The 23886-nt window shown below is 58.4% G+C and carries 25 protein-coding genes; 16 read left to right on the top strand and 9 right to left on the bottom strand.

Going from position 1 to position 23886, the window contains the following annotated elements; translation table 11 throughout:
• The first annotated feature begins 74 nt into the window (after positions 1-74).
• Entirely contained in the window at positions 75-596 is a 522-nt protein-coding gene (locus tag DXY31_RS11635) for a photosystem I assembly protein Ycf3 (protein WP_066908996.1), read from the top strand.
• 14 nt (positions 597-610) lie between these two features.
• Here the strand turns inward: DXY31_RS11635 and radA are convergent, their stop codons facing one another.
• Positions 611-2008: a DNA repair protein RadA gene (radA, locus tag DXY31_RS11630; protein WP_114993913.1), complete on the bottom strand. Its 1398-nt coding sequence runs from the start codon at positions 2006-2008 to the stop codon at positions 611-613.
• 90 nt (positions 2009-2098) lie between these two features.
• Here radA and rpaB point away from each other — a divergent pair, with 90 nt between their 5' ends.
• From rpaB to DXY31_RS11605, 5 genes are all read left to right on the top strand, one after another.
• Positions 2099-2851, top strand: coding sequence for a response regulator transcription factor RpaB (rpaB, locus tag DXY31_RS11625; RefSeq protein WP_066909001.1), 753 nt, complete (start codon positions 2099-2101; stop codon positions 2849-2851).
• The gene (gene plsX / locus DXY31_RS11620; protein ID WP_114993912.1) at positions 2832-4172 is read left to right on the top strand and encodes a phosphate acyltransferase PlsX; all 1341 of its coding nucleotides are present in this window, start codon (positions 2832-2834) and stop codon (positions 4170-4172) included. Before rpaB ends, plsX begins: the two co-directional genes overlap by 20 nt.
• A gap of 136 nt (positions 4173-4308) precedes the next feature.
• A complete protein-coding gene (locus DXY31_RS11615) occupies positions 4309-5322 on the top strand; it encodes a beta-ketoacyl-ACP synthase III (RefSeq protein ID WP_114993945.1) in 1014 nt (337 codons plus the stop codon).
• Between the two features lie 27 nt (positions 5323-5349).
• Positions 5350-6246, top strand: coding sequence for an ACP S-malonyltransferase (gene fabD, locus DXY31_RS11610; protein WP_114993911.1), 897 nt, complete (start codon positions 5350-5352; stop codon positions 6244-6246).
• Positions 6247-6248: 2 nt separating this feature from the next.
• On the top strand, positions 6249-6911 hold the full coding sequence (locus DXY31_RS11605; protein ID WP_244279731.1) for a 1-acyl-sn-glycerol-3-phosphate acyltransferase: 663 nt from the start codon (positions 6249-6251) through the stop codon (positions 6909-6911).
• Here DXY31_RS11605 and DXY31_RS11600 read toward each other — a convergent pair.
• From DXY31_RS11600 to DXY31_RS11590, 3 genes are read right to left on the bottom strand one after another with little or no spacing between them, the layout of a single operon-like run.
• Positions 6905-7492, bottom strand: coding sequence for a YdcF family protein (locus DXY31_RS11600; protein WP_114993910.1), 588 nt, complete (start codon positions 7490-7492; stop codon positions 6905-6907). The two genes, DXY31_RS11605 and DXY31_RS11600, sit on opposite strands and share 7 nt — an antisense overlap.
• The gene (tsaB, locus tag DXY31_RS11595) at positions 7492-8109 is read right to left on the bottom strand and encodes a tRNA (adenosine(37)-N6)-threonylcarbamoyltransferase complex dimerization subunit type 1 TsaB (protein WP_114993909.1); all 618 of its coding nucleotides are present in this window, start codon (positions 8107-8109) and stop codon (positions 7492-7494) included. The genes DXY31_RS11600 and tsaB overlap by 1 nt, the downstream gene beginning before the upstream one ends.
• Complete coding sequence (locus DXY31_RS11590; protein WP_066909016.1) at positions 8106-8357, bottom strand: Ycf34 family protein; 252 nt, start codon at positions 8355-8357, stop codon at positions 8106-8108. Before DXY31_RS11590 ends, tsaB begins: the two co-directional genes overlap by 4 nt.
• Here DXY31_RS11590 and DXY31_RS11585 point away from each other — a divergent pair.
• Positions 8356-9636: a CCA tRNA nucleotidyltransferase gene (locus tag DXY31_RS11585; protein ID WP_114993908.1), complete on the top strand. Its 1281-nt coding sequence runs from the start codon at positions 8356-8358 to the stop codon at positions 9634-9636. The two genes, DXY31_RS11590 and DXY31_RS11585, sit on opposite strands and share 2 nt — an antisense overlap.
• Before the next feature lie 64 nt (positions 9637-9700).
• Positions 9701-10135: an RNA-binding protein gene (locus DXY31_RS11580; protein ID WP_114993943.1), complete on the top strand. Its 435-nt coding sequence runs from the start codon at positions 9701-9703 to the stop codon at positions 10133-10135.
• A gap of 63 nt (positions 10136-10198) precedes the next feature.
• Here DXY31_RS11580 and DXY31_RS11575 read toward each other — a convergent pair whose 3' ends face one another.
• Together DXY31_RS11575 and pds are read right to left on the bottom strand one after the other, a co-directional pair.
• Complete coding sequence (locus DXY31_RS11575) at positions 10199-11107, bottom strand: phytoene synthase (protein WP_114993907.1); 909 nt, start codon at positions 11105-11107, stop codon at positions 10199-10201.
• 3 nt (positions 11108-11110) lie between these two features.
• Positions 11111-12529 (bottom strand): 15-cis-phytoene desaturase, encoded by a 1419-nt coding sequence (gene pds, locus DXY31_RS11570; RefSeq protein WP_114993906.1) that lies wholly within the window; start codon positions 12527-12529, stop codon positions 11111-11113.
• A 108-nt stretch (positions 12530-12637) separates the two neighbouring features.
• Between pds and ndhM the strand changes: the two genes are divergently transcribed.
• Together ndhM and DXY31_RS11560 are read left to right on the top strand one after the other, a co-directional pair.
• A complete protein-coding gene (ndhM, locus tag DXY31_RS11565) occupies positions 12638-12985 on the top strand; it encodes an NAD(P)H-quinone oxidoreductase subunit M (protein ID WP_114993905.1) in 348 nt (115 codons plus the stop codon).
• A complete protein-coding gene (locus DXY31_RS11560) occupies positions 12982-13611 on the top strand; it encodes a DUF3172 domain-containing protein (protein ID WP_114993904.1) in 630 nt (209 codons plus the stop codon). The genes ndhM and DXY31_RS11560 overlap by 4 nt, the downstream gene beginning before the upstream one ends.
• On the opposite strand, the gene DXY31_RS11555 is transcribed toward DXY31_RS11560, so the two are convergent.
• Positions 13602-14606: a LysR family transcriptional regulator gene (locus tag DXY31_RS11555; protein ID WP_114993903.1), complete on the bottom strand. Its 1005-nt coding sequence runs from the start codon at positions 14604-14606 to the stop codon at positions 13602-13604. The genes DXY31_RS11560 and DXY31_RS11555 overlap by 10 nt on opposite strands.
• A 133-nt stretch (positions 14607-14739) precedes the next feature.
• Here DXY31_RS11555 and DXY31_RS11550 point away from each other — a divergent pair, with 133 nt between their 5' ends.
• The 5 genes from DXY31_RS11550 (at position 14740) to DXY31_RS11525 (ending at position 21912) form a co-directional block, all read left to right on the top strand.
• Positions 14740-15441: an NnrU family protein gene (locus tag DXY31_RS11550; protein WP_114993942.1), complete on the top strand. Its 702-nt coding sequence runs from the start codon at positions 14740-14742 to the stop codon at positions 15439-15441.
• Positions 15442-15475: 34 nt separating this feature from the next.
• Entirely contained in the window at positions 15476-17488 is a 2013-nt protein-coding gene (locus tag DXY31_RS11545; protein WP_114993902.1) for an NAD(P)H-quinone oxidoreductase subunit 5, read from the top strand.
• Between the two features lie 532 nt (positions 17489-18020).
• Positions 18021-19691, top strand: a complete 1671-nt coding sequence (locus DXY31_RS11535) for an NAD(P)H-quinone oxidoreductase subunit 4 (protein WP_114993900.1) — start codon at positions 18021-18023, stop codon at positions 19689-19691.
• 98 nt (positions 19692-19789) lie between these two features.
• On the top strand, positions 19790-20689 hold the full coding sequence (locus tag DXY31_RS11530; RefSeq protein WP_114993899.1) for a segregation/condensation protein A: 900 nt from the start codon (positions 19790-19792) through the stop codon (positions 20687-20689).
• A gap of 44 nt (positions 20690-20733) precedes the next feature.
• Complete coding sequence (locus tag DXY31_RS11525; protein ID WP_114993898.1) at positions 20734-21912, top strand: NDP-sugar synthase; 1179 nt, start codon at positions 20734-20736, stop codon at positions 21910-21912.
• On the opposite strand, the gene DXY31_RS11520 is transcribed toward DXY31_RS11525, so the two are convergent.
• Complete coding sequence (locus DXY31_RS11520; RefSeq protein ID WP_114993941.1) at positions 21893-22786, bottom strand: methylenetetrahydrofolate reductase; 894 nt, start codon at positions 22784-22786, stop codon at positions 21893-21895. The two genes, DXY31_RS11525 and DXY31_RS11520, sit on opposite strands and share 20 nt — an antisense overlap.
• 91 nt (positions 22787-22877) lie before the next feature.
• Here DXY31_RS11520 and DXY31_RS11515 point away from each other — a divergent pair, with 91 nt between their 5' ends.
• Entirely contained in the window at positions 22878-23156 is a 279-nt protein-coding gene (locus DXY31_RS11515) for a LuxR C-terminal-related transcriptional regulator (protein ID WP_066909057.1), read from the top strand.
• Between the two features lie 215 nt (positions 23157-23371).
• Here the strand turns inward: DXY31_RS11515 and DXY31_RS11505 are convergent, their stop codons facing one another.
• Complete coding sequence (locus DXY31_RS11505) at positions 23372-23878, bottom strand: CYTH domain-containing protein (protein WP_114993897.1); 507 nt, start codon at positions 23876-23878, stop codon at positions 23372-23374.
• Positions 23879-23886 lie beyond the last annotated feature (8 nt).

Raw genomic sequence — 23886 nt, 5'->3', positions numbered from 1 at the left:
CTTCAACGGTTCACACCACACCACGCTAGGCAGCACCTGTTGGGTTCAGGATGGTTTAATCCGTCCGGCTTTCCGTGCCACGCAGCAACCGCAACGACAACTTCATCGACAAGAGCTTCACGGTCATGGCCGACCTGATTGTGAAGCTGCTGCCGATCAATGCCCGGGCCAAAGAGGCCTATGTCTATTACCGCGACGGTCTGTCTGCTCAGAACGACGGTGATTACGCCGAAGCTCTCGAAAACTATGAAGAGAGCCTGAAGCTTGAGGAGAACCCGATCGATCGTGGAGAAACCCTCAAGAACATGGCGATCATCTACATGAGCAATGGCGAAGAAGACAGAGCAATCGAGACCTATCAACAGGCTCTTGATGAAAACCCCAAACAGCCCTCCTGTCTCAAAAACATGGGGCTGATCTACGAGAAGCGCGGTCGGATTGCCGAAGAAGAGGGTCGGCGCGATGAAGCAGACGTCTGGCTTGACAAAGCAGCTGAAGCCTGGACGCAGGCGGTACGACTGAATCCAGGGGGGTATCTGGACATCGAGAACTGGCTCAAATCCAGCGGCCGCAGCAACGTGGACGTCTACTTCTGAGGCATCAGTGCGACTCAGGTCTCGCCATCCTCGGGGTTCACACCCAGCCCAAGCACGAGGGCTTCGGTGATGGATCCCGCCTCCAGCAGTTCCAGATCGAGGCCAGACGCGACCGGACCCAGCCCGCTTCCCCGTGGCACGACCGCCCGTCTGAACCCAAGACGTACTGCCTCCTGCAATCGCAACTCCAACTGTCCTACAGGTCGAAGCTGACCTCCCAGACCCAGTTCCCCGAGCAGGACAGTACCGGCCGGCAGAGTCAGGTCTCTGAAACTGGCAACCACTGCCGCGGCCACTCCCAAATCTGCCGCGGGCTCCTCCACATCGAGGCCACCAGCCACGGCCAGGTAGCAATCGAAGCGTGAGAGTGGCAAGCCCATGTGCTTTTCCAGCACGGCAAGGATCTGATGCAGACGGTTGACGGCGATCCCAGTGGCAGTCCTTCGGGGACTGGCATAGCTGGTGGCACTCACCAGCGCTTGCAGATCGACCACCAGCGGCCGGGTGCCTTCACAAGCAACGATCGTTGCCACCCCATTGGCCCGCTCACCACTGAGGAATAACTCACTGGGATTGCCGACCTCCTCTAGGCCCTGACCACGCATCTCAAACACCCCCAGCTCGTGGGTGGCACCGAACCGGTTCTTGACAGCCCGAAGCAGGCGATGGCTGGCGAAACGATCGCCTTCAAAGGTGAGCACAGCATCCACCAGGTGTTCCAGCACCTTGGGGCCGGCCAGCGCGCCTTCCTTTGTGACATGGCCCACAAGCAGCAGCGCGGTGTTCTGACGCTTCGCCAGTCTCTGCAGGGCAGCCGCACATTCCCTCACCTGAGCGACGGACCCAGGTGCACTAGAGAGTTCGGCGTCGTGCAAGGCCTGGATGCTGTCGATGACAGCCACATCTGGCCTCAGAGCTTCGAGTTCTTGCAGCACCAGCTCCAGATCCGTCTCCGCCAGCAATTGCAGATCACTGCTGTCAGCAGTGAGCCGCTGCCAGCGCAGCTTCACCTGTTGCGCAGATTCCTCGGCACTGACGTAAAGCACCATCCGATCCCGCGCAATGGCCGATGCGCTTTGCAGCAGCAGTGTGCTTTTGCCGATACCAGGATCCCCGCCAACCAGCACCAGTGATCCAGGGACCAGCCCGCCGCCAAGAACGCGGTTGAGCTCCTCGTAACCGCTATCGATGCGCTGAAGGGGCTGATCGCCGAGGGATGCCATCGACGTGGAACGACGCGCCTTCGGTGCAGCTGAGAGATCGCCTCCGGAGCGACGGCGGCGTCCGTCGTCCTTGGGTGCCGATTGCTCTACCAGAGAATTCCAGCTACCGCAGCTGCTGCACCGCCCAAAGAACTGCCGTGTCTGGGCACCACAGCTCTGACAGACGTAGAGATTGGCCGATCGGGGCACGTCGAATGATGAAGAAAGTTGGCGCTACGTGAACGACTGAACCCGCTAATCACCTATTTGTGAGCACTATCTTCGCTCCTTGCCGGCGATATGACGGCCTCAGCACCCTCCACTTCCAAGGAAACCATCCTCGTGGTGGATGACGAGGCAAGTATCCGCAGGATCCTCGAAACCCGGCTCTCGATGATCGGGTACAACGTCGTCACGGCCTGCGACGGAACCGAGGCCCTGGAAAGCTTCCAGGAATGCAACCCGGATCTGGTCGTGCTCGACGTGATGATGCCGAAGCTGGATGGCTACGGGGTCTGTCAGGAACTGCGCAAGGAGTCGGATGTTCCGATCGTGATGCTCACAGCTCTCGGCGATGTCGCTGACCGAATCACTGGTCTGGAGCTCGGAGCAGACGACTATGTGATCAAACCCTTCAGTCCGAAGGAGCTTGAGGCGCGGATCCGCTGCGTTTTGCGCCGCGTGGAAAAAGAGCACGCTGCCGGCATCCCCAACTCAGGAGTGATCCAGGTCTCAGACCTAAAGATCGACACCAACAAGCGACAGGTGTTCCGCAACGACGAGCGAATCCGTCTCACCGGAATGGAATTCAGTCTGCTTGAACTGCTCGTGAGCCGATCGGGCGAACCGTTCAGCCGCGGTGAGATCCTGAAGGAGGTATGGGGTTACACCCCTGAACGCCATGTCGACACCAGGGTCGTGGATGTTCATATCTCACGTCTTCGTTCCAAATTGGAAGACGACCCGGCCAACCCCGAGCTGATCCTCACCGCTCGCGGCACCGGCTACCTGTTCCAGCGCATCGTCGATTCTGTTGCCTCCGAAGGATCCTGACCTCACCCCGGACGTTGCGCCGAGGATCAAAGCCCGCCGATCCAAGGCTGTTCGACGCCTTGTGATTTGGTATCGGCGCAATGCTGCAGTGACCAGCCTGGTAGACACCGCAACCACGTCAGCCAATGCCGCCGGCAATGTGGCAGGCTCCGTCACCTCCATGGCGGGAACTGTGGTGAACAGCGCCGGAAGCATGGCCGGCTCCGTGCTGCAACCCGTGATGGATCCACTCCGACGCCTTCAGGGAGGGGTCCCAGGTGAGGAACTCGAGATCGACGACCGTCACCGAGTCTGGGTGGCTGTGGACGGCATGGGGGGTGACAACGCTCCTGTTCCGATTCTGGAGGGATGCCTGCAGGCCATCGAACGGCTTGCCGTGAAAATCCGCTTCGTTGGCGAAACCGACCGGGTACTGGAAGCCGCCGCCGCCGCAGGACTGGGTGAAGCGTTGAAAGCGGCCATCGATAAACGCCTGCTGGAACTGATCACCAGCGGCCCCTCAGTGGAAATGCATGAGGAGGCGACGGTGGTGCGGCGCAAACGCGACGCCAGCATCAATGTGGCCATGAATCTCGTGAAGCGAGGCGAAGCCCAGGCCGTGTACTCAGCAGGCAACTCCGGGGCTGTAATGGCTTCAGCCATTTTCCGTCTGGGACGACTGGCCGGCATCGACCGCCCCGCCATCGGTGCCCTGTTTCCCACCAAAGATCCCGGCCAGCCAGTGCTGGTTCTCGACGTGGGCGCCAACATGGACTGCAAGCCCTCCTACCTGCACCAGTTCGCCCTGCTGGGAGACATCTATTGCAGGGATGTGCTGCAGGTGAGCCAACCCAGAATCGGACTGCTCAACATTGGCGAGGAGGAGTGCAAGGGCAATGATCTTTCCGTTCGCACCCATGAGCTGCTCATCCAGGAATCACGCCTGCGCTTCGCTGGCAACTGTGAGGGGCGGGATGTGCTGTCGGGTGAGTTCGATGTGGTGGTCTGTGATGGCTTTACCGGCAATGTTTTGCTGAAGTTCCTTGAATCGGTTGGCAGCGTGCTGCTTGGCGTGCTCAGAGCCGAACTGCCACGTGGGCGCCGAGGCAAGGTGGGGTCGGCCTTCCTACGCAGCAACCTCAAGCGCATCAAAAAGCGGTTGGATCATGCCGAACATGGCGGAGCACTGCTTCTGGGCGTGAATGGCATCTGCGTGATCGGCCACGGCAGCAGCAAAGCACTATCCGTGGTGAGTGCCCTACGCCTTGCGCATTCCGCTGCCAGTCATGGTGTGATGGATCATCTTGCCCAACTTGGGGCCAAAGCCACCTCCCGGGCTTAAGCAGCCAGCAGGCTTCAACAGCGCAGAACTCGACAGTCACAACTCGACTCGCAGAATTCAGGGTCTGAGCAACCCCCTTGCCTGACAGGCGTTCTGGCGGACTGTGATTGACTGACGCCACTGCTTGGACCCTCTTTTGGCTGGAGCATCCCCGCACTCTCGAGGCGTCGCTCTGATCGGCAGCGGTAGCGCCCAGGCAGCGCAGGTGGTCACAAACAACCAGCTGGGTCTGCGAGTGGAAACCAGCGATGAGTGGATCCGCAGCCGCACAGGCATCTCCACTCGACGGGTTAGCAGCCCCGATCAGAGCCTGAACGACCTTGCAGCTGAAGCCGGCCAATCTGCTCTGGAGATGGCCGGATGGACGGCCGACAGCCTCGACTTGGTGTTGCTGGCAACCTCAACTCCAGATGATCTGTTTGGCTCAGCGCCAGCCGTACAGGCCACGCTTGGGGCTTCGAATGCGGTGGCTTTTGATCTCACAGCCGCTTGCAGCGGCTTTTTGTTTTCGCTGGTGACGGCTGCTCAGTATCTGCGCACCGGCGCCATGCGACGGGCGCTTGTGATCGGCGCCGACCAGCTGAGCCGTTTCGTGGACTGGGATGACCGACGCAGCTGTGTGCTGTTCGGCGATGGAGCTGGAGCTGTGGCCCTTGAAGCTGCAGATAACGATGGACTCATCGGGTTTCTGTTGCGCAGTGATGGAGCACGCGGTGGCGTACTCAACCTGCCTGCCCTCGATAGCAATCAACCCCTGGCAGCCGATGCACGCCATCGTCTGGGTGGCTACCGACCGATCGAAATGAATGGTCAGGAGGTGTATAAATTCGCCGTGCGTGAAGTCCCGGCGGTCCTGCAATGCCTGCTTGAACGCTGTGAGGTTGGCCCTGAGACCATCGACTGGCTGCTGCTGCATCAAGCCAATCAGCGCATCCTGGATGCCGTTGCCGATCGCTTTGCAATTCCCAGGGCCAAGGTGCTGAGCAACCTGGCGCACTACGGCAACACCTCAGCGGCAACCATTCCTCTGGTTCTTGATGAAGCAGTGCGGGATGGCCAAATCCGGCCTGGACAGCTGTTGGCAAGCAGCGGGTTTGGAGCTGGTCTGAGCTGGGGTGCCGCCCTGTTTCGGTGGCAGGGTCCCGCTTAGGCTCCCAGCACCGTTGCGCCACTGTGAATGTCGATCGCCTGGGTGTTCCCCGGACAGGGATCTCAGAAAAACGGCATGGCCGAACCCATCCTCAGCTTGCCTGGTGCGGAGGAACGCTTTGCTCTGGCTTCGAACCTGCTCGGCAGGGACCTTCTCTCGATTTGCAGAGGTGAAGGCTCAGATGCCAGCAGCCCCTCCGATTTAAACGACACGCGGAACACGCAGCCGGCGCTTTTTGCAGTGGAATCGCTGATTGTGGATGAGTTGTTGCGTCAAGGCAGGCAACCCGACCTGGTGGCCGGGCACAGCCTTGGCGAACTGGTTGCGCTCTATGCGGCTGGTGTGTTTGATGCCGCGACGGGCCTGGAGTTGATGCAACGCCGATCGGAGCTGATGGCCAGCGCAGGGGGTGGAGCGATGACGGCAGTCATCGGGTTCGATCGCAGCCAGCTGGAAACCCTTGTGGATGCCACAGAGGGGGTGGTGATTGCTAATGACAACAGCGATGCCCAGGTGGTGCTCTCAGGCAGCCCAGAGGCCGTGAACGGGCTGAGTGAAGCACTGAGCTGCAAGCGGGCCATCCCCCTTGCCGTCTCAGGGGCCTTCCATTCCCCCTTCATGGAGAAGGCGGCAGATGCCTTCTCCTCCCATCTCGACAGTGTTGCTTTCCAGGACGCTCGCTTCCCGGTCTTCAGCAACACCGACCCCACTCCCAGCTGCGATGCCAGTGAGCTGAAGCAACGACTGCGTCGCCAGATGACCACTGGCGTGCGCTGGCGAGAAACGATGGCAGGAATGACCTCATCCGGCGTAGACACCATGGTTGAAATTGGTCCTGGCAACGTGCTCAGCGGTCTGGCCAAACGTGCGATGAAAGGGGTCACCACCTCTCAGCTGGCGAGCGCTGGCGACCTGGGTCTGTGAATGTGAGCAGCAACCTTGCAACCAACACCAATGGCCTGCAGCCATGGAAGGCGCCGCGTCCAAGCCTCACTTACAGGCTGGTCAGTGGCCTGCTGGTGTTTCCGGTATTCAGGATGCTGTTCCGCGGACGTACCCGCGGCAACATCAACGTGCCAATGGACGGGCCCCTTGTGGTAGTGGCCAACCATGGGTCACATCTCGATCCCCCCTTGCTGGGCCATGCCCTGGGGCGACCGGTGTCGTTCATGGCCAAAGCCGAGCTGTTCCGCATCCCAGTCGTCGGCCCTGTGATCCGGGCTTGCGGCGCCTATCCGGTGAAGCGTGGTGCGAGCGATCGTGAAGCCATCCGAACAGCCACCGCAAGGCTGAACGAAGGCTGGGCGATCGGCGTCTTTCTCGATGGAACCCGACAGTCGGATGGGCGCGTGAATCAGCCCATGCCTGGCGCAGCTCTGCTGGCGGCAAGATCAGGAGCTCCACTTCTGCCTGTTGCCATCCTCAACAGTCACAGAGCCCTTGGCATGGGTCGCAATCTGCCGCGACTGGTGAAGCTTGAAATGCGAATTGGCGAACCCGTTCCCGCACCGAGTAGCAGGCGCAAACCGGACCTGGAAGCAACCACACGCGAACTCCAGAGACGCATCAACGCCCTGCTCGATTATTGAGCGCTAAAAAGCTGAGGCCAGTTCCTGCGAGCCCAGGGCTTCAAGTCCCGACCGGTGATCACCCATGCAGCCGCGCGTAATCCATCTCCAACACGCTTGCCCAGGCTTTCATCACGGCATTTGGGCTGACAGCTGACTGGAACACCTGTAAGCCGGATTCCACGGCTTCCAGCAACGATGCCGCCGACAGCCATCGCCCGCGGCAGATGGTCTTCGCTTGTGACCAAGAGCAGATGGCGCACCCCGTCCCGCTCAAGTTCATCCACCAATGACGTGAAATTCCCGAGCGTGTCCTCAGCCCTGTAATCCAGTCGAACCCGGTCCTGTGGGAGACCGGCATTACGCACTAAGTGCTGGGCATATTCAGGATTGGTTCCCCCGCTCACGACCAGAGGCAAGTTCATCCGGCGTGCGAGGTGCAGACCCATGCGCTCACGATCAGCATCGCCTCCAAGAACCAAAATGCGCTGGGGCTGATGATTGGTGAGAGCAGCTTCCACGAAAGGGCGCAAGGGACCCCCCACAGCGGCTCCCGCCACAACTGCAGCACAGAGAAGCAGCAAGCGACCACCCAGGACCATCAGACTGGTCCTACGGGCGAGGTGGGATAGATCGGCAGGACTGGGTCCCATGGGCCTGGAAGATCTTGCTGATGACACTCACGGCAATAGCGCAACAGCTGCAGCACATCCTCAGCCACATCCACGGCCATCGCAACAGCTGGGGCAGGCTGATCGCGATCGCTGAGCAAGCGAGGGGATTCCAGTTCCTCCACCTCTGTGTTCGCAATCCTGTAGCGGCCGGCGACCTGCCCCCTGCGGGGAAGGGTCTGCACAATCGAGAACGGCTCGTGCCGCTGTGGCGCCGGTAATTGTTTGCGAAGCCTGGGAGCCATCAAGGCGAAGCTGCTCACTCCATGCAGGGGCGCACCTAACTGCTGAGCCAGCGTCCGGGCTAGCACAACGGTGAGACGGGTGCCCGTGAATCCGCCTGGCCCTGTAGCCACGGCAAGCCTGCTGATGTCTGCCCACTGATCAGCGGGCAGCAGCTGCTGAAGCGAAATCACCAGCTCATTGGTGAGAGCTCGTCCAAGCGAACGACACATCACGCGGGCTTCTTGGATGGGGGCCTCTGCGCCCACCATTGCGATCCCAAGAGTTTCTGTGGAGCTGTGAAGAGCGAGCAGCCAGCCGCTCATGTAGGCACCTCCTCACCGGGCCTGAGTCGACTCCAACGCCCTCGATCCAGTTGAAATGATCCACAGCCACGCACATCCCATTCCACACCAACCTGCCCGGCCGGCAGATCCATCACGCTGATGTGAATTCGAGGGTCCGCGGGCTTCAGATCAGGTGTCTCGGCGAGATGAGGAGCTCCGTGCTGCCGCTCCACAGCGTGATAGGCCTGACAGCGATCCACCCAGCGGCAGTCCACACAGATGCACATGCCCCCCCGCTCCGGTTCGACACCCATTCTGACGGGAGATCGGGGCAGGCTGGCTGAAATCATCTGGCAGCGTTTGAAACCGGAATGCTGGCCTGTGCGCCCTATAGATCTCCCCACAGGATCAGTTCTGGTGGGAGGAGCCGTTCGTGATGCCCTCCTGGACAGGCTTTCTGATGCCCCTGACCTGGACGTGGTGGTGCCGAACAACGCACTCAAGAGCACCCGACAGCTCGCGCAGAGGCTTGGAGGTGCCTGCGTTGTGCTCGATGAACAACGGGACATGGCCCGCCTGGTGCTAGGGGGCTGGACGATCGATCTAGCCCGACAGGAAGGGGAGACGCTGGAAGACGATCTGAACCGTCGTGATTTCCGGCTGAATGCCATTGCCCTGAGCTTCGACGGATCTCCAAGGCTGCTGGATCCCACAGGTGGTCTTGAGGATCTGCAGGACGCCAGGGTCGTTGCAGTCCGGGAAGCCAACCTTCAGGAGGATCCCCTTCGCTTGTTACGAGGCCTCCGCCTGATCGCGGAGCTGGACATGCACCTGGATGATCCAACCTTGGAGATGCTGCACCGCAACCGTTCCCTGCTTCCCGATGCCGCGCCCGAACGGATCCAGGCTGAACTGTTGCGGCTCGTCGCCGCACCTGCCGCAGACCGCGCCATTGCAACCATCCTGGAACTGGAGCTGCTCAAGCCCTGGACAAAGCAAGACGACGCGGCAGCTGGAAAGGAACGATCTATCAGGACTGCGCAAGCAAGCGAACTGCTGACAGACAAGGAACGCAAGCAAGCTCTCCCACTCGCAAGACTCACCCAACTGCTGCCGGATGCCGGACTGAAAAAACTTCGCTTCAGTCGCAGACAATTGCAACGTTGTGAACGGCTGCGTTACTGGATCAAGCGTTCAACATCGATCCAGGGACATGCTTGCCCCGAGGGATTGACTGAGTCAGAACGACTGCAGCTTCACTTGGATCTGGAACAGGATCTGCCTGCGCTCATCTTGACTTGGCCTGCAGCGCTGCAAAAGCAATGGCTGGAGCGTTGGAGAGACCTCCAAGACACGCTCTTCCATCCAAGGCCTGCACTGAATGGGACAAGCCTTCAGGAAGCCCTCCAAATCTCGCCAGGGCCCACCTTGGGCGCTCTCCTTCGACACTTGAACCTTGAGCGTGCGTATGGTCGAATTTCAACACGAGAGCAGGCGCTGAACGCAGCCCGATCCTGGTTGTCCCACCAAGCAGTTCAAACAGACCCGGATGGGTCCTGTGATTAACTGCCCTTGCAGTGACGACAACGATCGGCCTGACACGCAGTCTTCCGTTTCCCTTCCCCGTTTCATGAGCGTGCGTCTTTACATCGGCAACTTGCCGCAGAATTTTGAGAGCAAAGAGCTTGAGGCTCAGCTCACCAGCGTTGGGGAGGGAGTTCGCTTCAAAGCCGTTCTCGACCGCGAAACCGGCGCCTGCCGCGGATTCGGATTCGCCAATGTCGATGACGAAAAAGTCGCTGATGCCGTGATTGAGCAGTTCAATGGCAAGGAGTTCGGAGGAAATGCACTCCGTGTCGAGCGCTCGGAGCGGCGAGACAGCAATGCCGGCGGCGGCGGTGGCCGACGCGGACAGGCCGGCGGACACGCACCGGGCTCAGCGCGCAAAGCTGTGAACAAGGTTGTTCACAGCGATGCAAAAGCTGAAGAAGCCCCCGATCCTCGTTGGGCTGGTGAGCTGTCCAAGCTCAAGGACTTGCTTGCCGATCAGAAAACAGCTGTTTGAAGCGTCTTCAACTTTCCCGGCCGGTCATCTGACGATGACCGGTTTTTTTGGGCCCCTCACGATCTAGCGAGACTGGGCCAGAACAAAGGATCGAGGCAGATCAAGCAGCTTGTTGAGCTTTCCCACATAGGCACGCTTGTTGAAGACGTCGTAATCGTGGCGCTCAATGACATTAAGAATGCTTCTGTAAAGGCGCAGAGATGTCCAGACCGGCCATCGGGCATCACGGGACAACCAACGCACTCCAGCCTCGGAGCGATCAAACCACTCACGTGCGCGCCGCAGCTGAAACGCCATGAGATCCTTCCAGGCTTGATTCATGCGACCTGCCATCAGGTCATCTTCGGAATATCCAAAGTGCTCGAGATCTTCCAACGGCAGATAGATCCGACCACGACCGCGATCTTCTCCGACATCCCGGAGAATATTGGTGAGCTGATTGGCGATTCCCAAGGCAACGGCAGCATCTGAAGTGTCTGGCCGATCACTCCAAGGCGCAGAGCTGTAGGCCTGATCCAAACCCATGACCCCCTGAGTCATGAGGCCAACTGTTCCCGCAACCCTGTAGCAGTACAACCTGAGATCATCGAAACGGGGGTAGCGAGTCCAGGTGAGGTCCATGCGCTGGCCCTCGATCATGTCGAGATAAGGCTGAATGCTCTGAGGGAACCTCTCGAGCGTGTCGACCATCACCGCATCGAGCTCATCGTTGACATGTCCCTTGAACAGATCTCGGGTTTTCAACTCCCAGCGATTCAGACGATCGGCCAGCTCTTCGACAGGACGAGCCTGAGCCTCTGGACTGTCCATCAACTCATCTGTTCGCCTGCACCAGACATAGATCGCCCAGATTGCCCGACGCTTCTCAAAGGGGAGCAGCAGCGTTCCGAGATAGAACGTTTTGGCCCACTCGGCGGTCTCCCGACGACAGGCCTCGAAGGCTGCGTCGAGGTCCGGAGCTGCGAGAGGCATGACTCAGGCCGAGACCGGCTCGCTGACAGGGGACGATGATGCCAGCTGATCGCTCTTGCGGTCCACTGCCCCTGCACAAAGCTTGCCGCTCAGAACCGCACCTTCCATGGATGCGAGATAGCGCTGCATGGTGTAATCACCTGCCAGGAAAAAGTTTCTGACTGGCGTGGTCTGATCCGGTCGGAGCTGCTGGCAACCTGGCGTGGTCTTGTACACCGACAGGGGTGTCTTCACCACCTTGTATTTGCGCAGAGTAGCGGGGTTTTCACCACCAAAGTGGCTGGGGAACAGCTTATGGAGTTCGCCCATCGTGGCCTCGATGATCTCCTCGTCCGAGCGTCCGATCCAGTCTTTGGCAGGTGCGAACACGAGCTCCAACATCGACTTATCAGGGTCTTCGTACTCTTTGCAGGTGATGCTCATGTCGGCATAGACGCTGAGCAGCGGCGAGCGGCTGAACAACAGGTGATCAATATCGGTGAGCTTGCGATCGAACCAGAGATGCAGGTTGATCACAGGCACTCCACGAAGGCCATCGAGCTTCTTAAAGACGTCCATCTGCTTCCAGGGCAGCGGCAGCAGCAACTTGAAGGGGTCCACCGGTAGAGCACTCACGTAAGCGTCAGCGGTGAGGTCGAAGCTCTCCTTGCCCTTGATGCCACCGATGTGGAAGGCAGCGACAGAACCATCGTCATTGAGCTTGATTTCACGCAGCGGGCAATCGAGATGAACTTCACCGCCAAGCGCTTCGATGTGCTCCACCATCGGCTGGCAAAGGCGCTCGGGCGGTGCCCCATCGAGGAAAGCCATCTTGGAGCCGCTCTTCTCCTGCAGGAAGCGATTGAGCGCCGTGAGCACAACCGTGGCGGAGATCTCATCTGGGTCGATGAAATTCAGCGCCTTGCTCATGGCAATAAACACTTCATCATTCACCCGTTCGGGAATGTTGTGGACCCGCAGCCACTCAGTCCAGGAATACTTATCGCACTCTTCGACATAACCCTGACCGCGAAGCATCGCGGGTACAAGACCCAGTCCAAAGCTGATTTTCTCAGGCCAACTCAACATGTCGTTGTTCCCGAGGATCGCGGCCACGCCATTCACTGGGGCTGGCAGATCAGGAAAATCAAAGCGGCTGTAATTACCTGGTTCCTCCGGCTGGTTGAAGATCATCGAATGGCTCTTCCACTGCAGCCGGTCTTCGATGTTCAGCTCCTTGAACATCTGAAGCATGTTCGGATAGGCCCCGAAGAAGATGTGAAGGCCGGTCTCATACCAATCACCGTCCTCGTCCTTCCAGGCAGCGACCTTGCCACCAAGAACGTCGCGAGCCTCGACCACGACAGGCGTATGACCAGCATCGGACAGATACTTGGCGCAGGAAAGACCTGCCAGACCGGCCCCCGCAATGGCGACACGCATGCTTCTGAACACAAGTTGAAAACAACCTTAAAAGGAGAGGTCTCCTCTCCGCTTCCTAAAGTCATTTGCAATACGCCCGTGCGATGCCCGCATCGCTCCGCTTGATTCATGGCTGAGACCCTGCTGAAGAGCACCACCCGTCACGTGCGCCTGTTCACGGCACGGGTCGAGAATGGTGATCTGGTCGCCGACCCGAGTCAGCTCACCCTCGACTTGGATCCCGATAACGAATTCGTCTGGTCAGACAACACCATCGAAACTGTCCAGCAGCGCTTCCGCGAACTGGTCAAAAGCCATGATGGCCAAGCCCTGAATGACTACAACCTGCGTCGCATCGGCACGGAATTGGAAGGATGCATCCGCGAGCTGCTGCAGGCCGGAAAGTTGAGTTACAACCCTGACTGCCGCGTCCTCAACTATTCGATGGGTCTTCCCAGAACCCCTGAACTGCTGTGAGTCGTTCCCCCTACGACCGTTCCGGCTCCGGCTACGACCGAAGAAACGGTGAACGTCGCCGTGATGAGCCTCGCAGGGATGACCGTCGAGACGGCCGAGGCTACGGAGGACCACCACCGCCAAAGAATGGTGGCAACGGCATGAGCTTGAACACAGCAACCATTGCGGTTCTGGCTGGAGTTTTGATTGTGGGGATCGGAATCGGTAGTGCCGTTACCAGCACAACTCAGGGCGACCAGGGCAACATCGCCAGCTCCCAACAGCTCGACATGGCGGTTCCAGACCCGGAGTTCTGCAGACAGTGGGGTGCCAGCGCCTTTGTGATGGATATCGAGATGTACACGACGCTGAATCCTTCCAGCAGTTTCGTGACCCAGCCGACCCTGCAGCCTGGATGCGTGATCCGCAGAGAGAACTGGGCGGTACTGCGCAAGGAAGGGGCCATCACTTCGGCTCAGGAGCGTGAATGCAAACAGCGCATGAATACCTTCGCCTACATCGGTTCAGTGCGGGACAAGCCTGTAGTGCGCTGCGTCTATCAGACCGACATCACACAGAACAAGTTCCTGACCCGAGGCGTGGCGGATGACACCGTAGGAATCACTCCGGAAGCTGATCAGTTCTGATCGCTCTGCCCAGCTTGTTCGGAGCTGATCTCAAGAGGTAGGGCGCCGCTCCTCCCTTGGCGCAATGGGCTGTCAGCACTAGCAAAGACCGGAAGCACATCTCTACGAAATGCTTCGGCTGCCCTTGAGCAGTAACGGGATGGGTTGGTGATCAACTTGAGCTGACGACGCACCTGTAGGTCCACGACGCTTGGGCGCAACAACGTTCCGGCGGTAAGCTCCCGATCGATCGAGACCACTGGTAGAAAAGCAGCGCCCAGGCCTGCCTGAACAGCATTCTTGATCGCTTCGAATGAATTCAGTTCCATTTCAATGCGAAGCCGCTGCACATCCAATCCGGAGCGGCCCAGCAACTGATCAACCATCTTGCGAGTGGTCGACTGCGCATCCAAGCTCACAAATCCGAGCCGGTAGAGGTCATCCTTGCTGAGCTCCACCAGACGCGCGAGGGGGTGCTTCACAGGCAGCACCAGAGCCAGCTCGTCACTGGCATAGGGGACAACCTGCAGCAATTCAGTTAATTCAGCTGGCAGTTCCCCTCCGATGATCGCTAGATCGATTTGCCCATTAGCGACACTCCAACCGGTGCGGCGGGTGCTGTGCACATGCAACTGCACGGCCACATCTGGGAATTTCTGGCGAAACAAACCGATCATGCGAGGCATGAGATAAGTCCCGGTGGTCTGGCTGGCACCGACCAGCAGAGACCCACCCTTGAGGTCGTGAAGATCATCCAGTGCCCTGCAGGCCTCATGGCACTGGCTGAGAATTCGATCGCAGTAGCTGAGCAAAAGGTGGCCCGCTTCCGTGAGCTGAGCCTTGCGACCGCCACGATCGAACAGGGCCACCTCCAGCTGCTTCTCCAGGTTCTGAATCTGCAGGCTCACCGCCGGCTGAGTGACGTAAAGGCTGTCAGCCGCCTTTTTGAAACTGCCCTCACTGACGATGGCCCGCAGGATGCGCAGCTGATCCAGGGTGAAGGGCAGATCGGCCATGAAAAGCTGCCCGGCGAAGAGCGGAAGCCCAAAAACTGTAGGGGTCCTCTCCCCTGCCGAACGCCAGAATCACGGCTCCCGCAGCATCTCGTTGGCTGACGCAACAGCTGGCATCCATCACAGCAGCCTGGTGATGCTGGGACTGCTCGTTGTCTTCGCAGTGATCCACAGCGGTGGCGCAGCTTTGCGAACCCGGGCTGAGGCCAAGATCGGGGCGCGAGCCTGGCGGCTGATCTTTGCAGCCCTGAGCATTCCCTCAGCCGTGGTGGTGATCGCCTACTTCCTGGCTCACCGCTATGACGGCATCCGGATCTGGAATCTCCAGGGTGTGCCGGGGATGGTGCCTTCGATCTGGGTCGTAACGGCGATCAGTTTTCTATTCCTCTATCCAGCCACTTACAACTTGCTGGAAATCCCGGCGGTGCTCAAGCCTCAGGTCCGCCTCTATGCCACCGGCATTATTCGGATCAGCCGACATCCTCAGGCTGTCGGTCAGATTCTCTGGTGCATGAGCCATGCACTCTGGATTGGCAGCAGCTTCATGCTGGTCACCTGTGCAGGTCTGATTGCGCATCATCTATTTGCCGTCTGGCATGGCGACCGACGGCTGAAAGCCCGCTTCGGGGAAGCTTTCGACAGGCTTCAAGCCGAAACATCTGTCATGCCTTTCGCCGCCGTGATCGATGGGCGCCAACAGCTGGTGTTGAGCGAACTTGTCCGGCCGGCCCAGCTGGGCATCGCCATCGCCGTGGGGGTGTTCTGGTGGGCGCACCGCTACATCCCTAGAGGGGGCATGGCCTTTCTGCACTCGCGTCTCGGAGAATTGTTGAACTGAGCTGCCTACACTCGCTACAAGCTGTTTTGTCTGGATGCCCTCGGCTGCCGACTCCGCCTGGTTGATTCCAGTGCTGCCCTTGTTTGGGGCCCTGATCACTGGTCTGGGTCTGATCAGCTTCAACCGCACCATCAACCGATTGCGAAAACCGGTGGCCCTGCTGCTGATCAGCTGCATCGGTGCTGCCGCAGTGATCAGTTATGCGGTGCTCTTGGAGCAACTGGGAGGCGCACCACCGGTTGAGCACCTGTTCGTTTGGGCAAGCGCAGGAGATTTCGTCCTGCCGATGGGCTATGTGGTCGACCCTCTAGCGGCTGTGATGCTGGCGCTTGTCACCACAGTGGCCTTGCTGGTGATGATCTACTCACACGGCTACATGGCGCATGACAAGAGCTACGTGCGCTTTTTCACCTACCTAGCCATCTTTAGCAGTTCGATGCTTGGACTGGTGGTGAGCCCCAACCTACTCGAGATCTATGTGTTCTGGGAGTTGGTCGGCATGTCGTCCTATCTGCTGGTGGGCTTCTGGTACGACCGAGACGGCGCAGCACATGCCGCTCAGAAGGCTTTTGTCGTCAACAGGGTTGGTGACTTTGGCCTCTTGCTCGGCATCCTCGGTCTGTTCTGGGCCACAGGCAGTTTCGACTTCCAGGGAATCGCCGATGGGCTTTCAGCGGGGGTATCCAGCGGCATCGTGCCTGGCTGGGCTGCTCTCCTTCTCTGTCTGTTTGTGTTCATGGGTCCGATGGCGAAATCGGCCCAGTTCCCCCTTCACGTCTGGCTTCCGGATGCGATGGAAGGGCCAACACCGATCTCAGCACTCATCCATGCAGCCACGATGGTGGCTGCCGGCGTGTTCTTGGTGGCACGTCTCGAACCGCTTTACAGCCAGTTCCCGAGCGTGGGAGTGTTCATCGCCGTCACTGGCACGATCACCTGCTTTCTGGGGGCCTCGATCGCCCTCACCCAGATGGACCTCAAAAAGGGACTGGCATACAGCACCGTCTCCCAACTGGGTTACATGATGCTGGCCATGGGCTGTGGAGCCCCCGTGGCCGGCATGTTCCACCTGGTGACCCATGCCTTCTTCAAAGCGATGCTCTTCCTGGGGTCGGGATCAGTGATTCACGCCATGGAGGATGTGGTGGGCCATGAACCTGTGCTCGCCCAGGACATGCGACTGATGGGCGGTCTGCGCAAAAAGATGCCAATCACAGCCATTACTTTTCTGATCGGCTGCATTGCCATCAGTGGCATCCCTCCGCTGGCTGGTTTCTGGAGCAAAGACGAAATTCTTGGCCAGGCCTTTGGCACATTCCCCATCCTCTGGGTGGTGGGCTTTCTCACCGCCGGCATGACCGCGTTTTACATGTTCCGGCTCTACTTCCTCACCTTCGAAGGAGACTTTCGCGGCAACGATGAGGCCATGCAGGCTCAGCTGATGACTGCCGCAGGCAAGGCTGTAGATGAGGACCATGCCCACCATGCCGGCAGCCTGCATGAATCCCCTTGGCCGATGACCCTTCCACTGGTGGTCCTCGCAGTCCCATCCGCCTTGATCGGTCTGCTCGGAACTCCCTGGAACAGCCGCTTTGCCGGACTGCTCGACCCCGAAGAAGCCCTTGAGATGGCGGAGCACTTCAGCTGGGGAGAATTCCTACCTCTCGCAGGAGCCTCCGTTGCTATCTCCTTGATCGGCATCAGCGTGGCTGTGCTCGCCTATGCCCTACGTCGAATCGACCTGGGTGAGCTGGTGGCAGCTCGTTTCCCAGCCATCAATGCCTTTCTGGCCAACAAGTGGTACCTGGATGACATCAACGACAAGCTATTCGTTCGCGGCAGCCGCAAGATTGCACGAGAGGTGCTGGAAGTCGACGCCAAGGTGGTTGACGGGGTCGTGAACCTCACCGGTCTGCTCACACTAGGCAGTGGTGAAGGTCTCAAATACTTTGAAACTGGCCGTGCACAGTTCTATGCCCTCATCGTGTTTGGCGGTGTCATCGGACTGGTAGTGCTCTTTGGTGTACTTGGTGGCCCAATCAATTGAAGTCTTCAGCTTGAACAAGCCTCAACTTTTTGATGGCGCTCGAGATGCCGGTTCTGTATGAGGAGCTTTCCCCGTAAAACTGTTCAAACAATTGTTGGTTACTCATGCTGTCGTGGGCCTTTTGGATCCTTTGGCTACCGCAAAAACTGAAGCCTGTTTTGGTGTTTCTGATCTGAAATCTGCAGCTCTCGATTGATTGTTCGACTACTTCAAGCCTCCTCAATGAGGGAGCTATTTTATGGCTGGAACGAAGGGTTTTTTGCTTCTGAGAACAACGAACCTATCCCACTGAATCCTTAAAGAGGATCTGGATGACCATCACCGACATTGAAGATGAAGGCAGCGAACATGTCATCACCCCCACAAGTTGTAATGGAAGCAAGGGTCAACTTTTTGCTGATGTTCAGAGTTCTGCAGAGAGCTGATCAGCAGATCAGCACATCAATACGGGTTATGTGTGTCAACGCCTATCGACTCAGTGCCAGTGCAGCCAGGATTTCTACACTCCGAATAGTGGTGAAAGGCCTTTTCGTTGCTGGAGTTTGCAGTCAGTGCTCCCTTTGACCCTGCAGCGGATATCGCAGCAGGAATCATTCCAGCTCAGTTTCCTTGGCTGAGTCTTTCCATCCTGTTCCCGATCGTGGGCGCGTTAATCGTCCCGTTCATCCCTGATCAGGGAGAAGGGCGACAGGTCCGCTGGTTCGCTTTGGGCATCGCTCTGATCACCTTTCTGATCACTGTGGGTGCCTATCTGAGCGGTTATGACCCCAGCTTCAGTGGCCTGCAGCTCTCCGAACGGGTCAGCTGGCTGCCCAATCTGGGACTCACTTGGGCCGTTGGGGCAGACGGATTGTCCATGCCTCTCATCCTGCTCACCAGCTTCATCACTGCTCTGGCAGTCCTAGCCGCCTGGCCAGTCACTTTCAAACCCAAGCTGTTCTTCTTTTTAATTCTGGCCATGGATGGTGGCCAGATCGCTGTCTTCGCTGTGCAGGACATGCTGTTGTTTTTCCTTGCCTGGGAGCTAGAACTACTGCCCGTCTATCTATTACTTGCCATCTGGGGCGGCAAGAGGCGTCAGTACGCCGCCACGAAATTCATCCTCTACACAGCAGGAAGTTCGTTGTTCATTCTGCTCGCGGCTCTGGCCATGGGCTTTATGGGAGGTGGCACTCCCAACTTCGAATACACCGTGCTGGCCCAAAAAGGATTCAGCACAGGGTTTCAGCTGCTCTGTTACGCCGGTCTTCTGATCGCCTTCGGGGTCAAATTACCGATCGTGCCGCTGCACACCTGGCTCCCGGATGCTCACGGCGAAGCAACAGCTCCAGTTCACATGCTGCTGGCGGGCATCCTGCTGAAAATGGGCGGCTATGCGCTGATGCGCTTCAACGCCGAAATGCTGCCTGAAGCCCATGCCCAGTTCGCACCGCTGCTGGTGGTGCTGGGTGTGGTCAACATCATTTACGCAGCACTCACCTCCTTTGCTCAGCGCAACCTCAAACGAAAAATTGCCTATAGCTCCATCAGCCACATGGGTTTTGTGCTGATTGGCATCGGCAGTTTCAGCGCTCTGGGAACGAGTGGCGCAATGTTGCAAATGATCAGTCATGGCCTGATTGGGGCCAGCCTGTTTTTCCTTGTGGGTGCCACCTATGACCGCACCCATACCCTGCAACTCGATGAGATGGGTGGCGTGGGCCAGAAGATGCGGGTCATGTTTGCTCTGTGGACTGTCTGCTGCCTGGCATCGCTCGCACTGCCTGGCATGAGCGGGTTTGTGAGTGAATTGATGGTGTTCACCGGCTTCGCCACCGACGAGGCGTACACGCTCAGCTTCCGGATCGTGATCGACGGACTAGCCGCAATCGGTGTGATCCTGACCCCGATCTATCTGCTCTCGATGTTGAGGGAAATTTTCTTCGGCAAAGAAAACGCTCAGCTCACCACCAACACGAACCTGGTGGATGCGGAGCCGCGCGAGATCTACATCATCGGCAGCCTGCTCGTGCCGATCATTGGGATCGGTCTTTACCCACGCTTGATGACTGACAGCTACCGCACTGCGATCGAAGCGCTGGTTGACCGAGATGTTGCAGCCATGGAGGTGATCAGCCGACCGACTGCACCTCTGATACGCAGTGGCAGTCTGGCTCCAGCCATGCTGAAGGCGCCGCAGCTGATTTCTCACAACGGTTCCTGATCCTTGGCGCGGCCGGGAAACTTGGGAGCTGGGGCCCCGAGGGGCTGGCCCGATCAATCCATCACCGGTATTTTTCCTGAAGATGGCCACGGGCTGAGATGGATGCCGGGCTGAGTCAGAGAGCTGATGCCGGCGCCAGGCTCGCCATTCGCTTACTTCAGGATGCTGCTCAGCAGGGTGATCTCGATCCATGGGATGTGGATGTCATCGCTGTGGTCGATGGCTTTCTGGATCAGCTCAAACAGCGAATCGAAGTTCCTCGCCAGGTTGAGGAAGCCCTAAAGCGACGTGGTGGAAGCTATGAACGTGACCTGGCCGATAGCAGTGAAGCCTTCCTGGCAGCGTCGGTGCTGGTGGGCCTGAAGGCAGAAGTTCTTGAAGCCAGCACGTTCCCGCCACAACCAGACGTGGAGGAGATGTTTGACGCGGATTTCGCTGACCAGGGCTGGCTAGATCCAAGTTTCGACATTCCTCGTCACCCCGAGCGGCACCTGCAACGCCGACCGGTGGCACCACCACCACTCCGTCGTCCGGTCACGCTTGGGGAACTGATCGAACAACTGGAATCGATCGCGGAACAGCTCGAATCAGACGAACTGGAAATGCGCCGGCGTCAGCGTCAGAAGCGCTACTCCAATAAGGAAGCGATTGCTCAGGTGGCGGCCCTCGCTCACAGAGAGAAACTGCCTGAAACCACTGCAGCCATGGGTGTCTTCCTGAACAGCTGGGAAGCAGCTCTGCAATGGGTCAATTTCGAACACCTAGTCACTCAGTGGAACGACATTGCCGATGACGACCTGGATAAAGACCGCGTGGGCGTGTTCTGGGCACTTCTATTTCTGTCTTCACAAGGCCAGGTGGAACTGGAGCAGATGGACTCACTGCACGGTCCGATCCGACTCAAACGCCTGCTTGCACCAGGAACGATGGCCCAGATGCCTCTGACCAGCCTGGACGTGCCAGCTGTCATGCCGGCCGAGGGGGCCGTGGCCGCTTAACCACACCCTTATGTTGGCTTATCCGTACTAAGCCTGTAACGCCGATGAAGGCGATGATCCTGGCCGCGGGCAAGGGAACAAGGGTTCAGCCGATCACGCATGTGATCCCTAAACCGATGATTCCGATCCTGCAGAAGCCAGTGATGGAATTCCTACTGGAACTGCTCAAGGAGCATGGTTTCGCCGAGGTGATGGTCAATGTGTCCCATCTGGCCGAGGAGATCGAGAACTACTTTCGAGACGGCCAGCGATTTGGCGTGGAAATCGCCTATAGCTTCGAAGGCCGAATCGAAGATGGGGAACTGATCGGTGACGCTCTGGGCTCAGCTGGCGGGCTGAAAAAAATCCAGGATTTCCAAACGTTCTTCGACGACACCTTTGTGGTGTTGTGTGGCGATGCACTCATCGACCTTGATCTCACCGAAGCGGTGAGACGACACCGGGAGAAGGGTGCTCTCGCCAGCCTGATCACCAAGAGTGTGCCGAAGGAACAAGTGAGCAGCTATGGCGTCGTCGTGAGTGATGCGGAGGGACGCATTCAGGCCTTCCAGGAAAAGCCGAAGGTGGACGAAGCCCTGAGCGACACCATCAACACAGGCATCTATCTCTTCGAACCAGAGATTTTCGAACACATCCCCTCGGGTGAATCCTTCGACATCGGCTCGGATCTCTTTCCCAGGCTTGTTGAGATCGGTGCACCTTTTTATGCCCTACCCATGGAGTTCGAATGGGTCGACATTGGCAAGGTTCCCGATTACTGGCGTGCGATCCGAAGTGTGCTTCAGGGTGATGTTCGCCAAGTAGGCATTCCTGGCAAAGAAGTCCGTCCTGGTGTCTACACCGGCCTGAATGTGGCGGCTAACTGGGACCAGATCAACGTACAGGGCCCGATCTATGTCGGTGGCATGACCAAGATCGAGGACGGAGCAACGCTCATTGGACCGACGATGATCGGACCCAGCTGCCACATCTGCGAAGGTGCAACAATCGACAATTCGATCATCTTCGACTACTCACGCATCGGTGCAGGCGTCCAGCTCGTCGAGAAGTTGGTGTTCGGCCGTTACTGCGTCGGCAAAAATGGCGACCATTTTGATCTTCAGGAAGCTGCTCTCGACTGGTTGATCACCGATGCGAGGCGCCAAGATCTGGTTGAGCCCTCCCCTCAGCAGAAAGCGATGGCCGAACTGCTTGGCACTGATCTCACGACTGCTGCGAGCTGAGCCCAGCTCGCTCAAGCACCTCAGGAATCCGCTCTTCCGCTCTCACGGCCATCACGTGAACGCCCTGAGCAATCCCGGCAAATTGCCTGACCTGCTCAGCCGCGATGGCGATGCCTTCGGCCACAGGGTCTGAGGAGGCATCCAATCGCGCGATCAGGCTGTCTGGGATGTTGGCTCCAGGAACCTTCTGATTAATAAAGCTGGCATTCCTAGCCGACTTGAGCAGAAACACCCCTGCCAGAACAGGCAGCTCCATCGGAGCAGCCATGTCTCGGCAAAAACGCTCCAGTACCTGCGGATCCATCACCATCTGGGTCTGAACGAAACGAGCACCTGCTTCGCGTTTACGCTCAAGCCTGCGCTTGAGCCCCGACCAGCTGGCACAGTGAGGATCAGCGGCAGCTCCTGCAAACAAAGAGGTGGGGCCATCGGGCAGGCACTCCTTAACAGGGTCCTCACCCCGATTGAAAGCGCTCACTTGTTGCAGCAGCCGCACCGACTCCAATTCATGCACCGGGCGAACGGAAGGTTGATCACCGGCCTTCACTGAATCCCCAGTGAGACAGAGCAAATTACGGATACCGAGTGCATGGGCACCAAGCAGATCTGCCTGAATCCCAATGCGATTGCGATCACGTCCAGCCATCTGCAGCACAGGCTCAAGACCGGCGTCCAAAAGCAAGCGGCACACCGCCAGACTGCTCATGCGCATCACAGCGCGGCTGCCGTCAGTGACATTGATGGCCTGAACCCAGTCCCGCAGGAGATTGGCCATAGCAAGGGTATGACTGGGATCTCCCCCCCGGGGCGGCATCACCTCAGCTGTGACTGTGACGACACCAGCCTCAAGACTGCGCTGCAGCGCTGAACCCAAACCCTTCAAATGCTTCTGTTGGCCACTATGGAAGATCGCCGTTCAGGAATGAATGCCTAGGATGGGTAAGGAAGAATCGTCGGTGTCCAGCATGGTGAATGGCGATGGACATGGGTCCTCGAACATCTCACTCTCGACACGGGAGGTTGAAATCATCGAACTGGTGGCAGAGGGATTGACCAACCAGGAAATTGCAGAGCGGCTCACCATCAGCAAACGGACAGTCGACAATCACGTGAGCAACGTGTTCACCAAGACTGGGTCGAAGAACAGAGTTGCTCTGCTCAACTGGGCAATGGATCACGGAAAAATCTGCCGCGATGGCTTCAACTGTTGCCTGCTCCCGGAATCATCCGTTGACGCGTCCTGACCGCCAGCGGCAGAGGCACAGGCAGATCCATCAGGGAGCACCTAGCCAGCGAAAGGTCGAACAGCTCGGCATACGCGACACAGGCCTCCCGATCCAATCCAATGAACCGCAGAATTCCGTCATGGTCGTAGAGGCCGTGCACCAGTCACTTCCCGATTCCCAACCCAAATCTAAAGGAAAACAAAAGACTCCTGCAAGGGGGGTAGGCGATTGTCTCAATTCCGCACCAGGCCATGCCGCGCTCTCACCTCCAGAGACCAGCTTGAAATCGGCTGATGAGCCAGTGCTGCATTGCTCCAGAGGCTTTCGCCTGTGACCTCCTGACCACACCACGCAGGAAGATCAAAGGCATCTGAAGCATCACTGAGCTCTACCTCAGCCAACACAAGCGGTGCATTAGCTCCTTCAAAGCAATCAACCACCCACTCGCCGCCAGGAAGCGACAAGACAAAACGGGTTTTGATGAGTCGATTGGGTGCAAGAGTCCAGAGGGCTTCGGAATCGGCAGACGGCAGTTCGTATTCGAACTCATGACGGGCGATTCCCTCCGCCGGTGCCTTCATAGTGAGCCAGGCTTCCCCGTCCGCCCGAAGCCGCACCCGCACTGTGAAACCTTGCTCACTCGAAGCCAGATAACCCTGCCTGAGGTGCTGTGGCTCCCCAGCATGGGCACGCCAGCCAGATCCTGTCACCAAGAAACGGCGTTCGATCTCAAGGGGCATCTCTGAGC

Source organism: Synechococcus sp. UW179A, from assembly GCF_900473965.1.
Classification (GTDB): Bacteria; Cyanobacteriota; Cyanobacteriia; order PCC-6307; family Cyanobiaceae; genus Synechococcus_C.
Note: the sequence above shows the minus strand (reverse complement) of the source record. Positions and strands in the feature narration are given on the sequence as shown.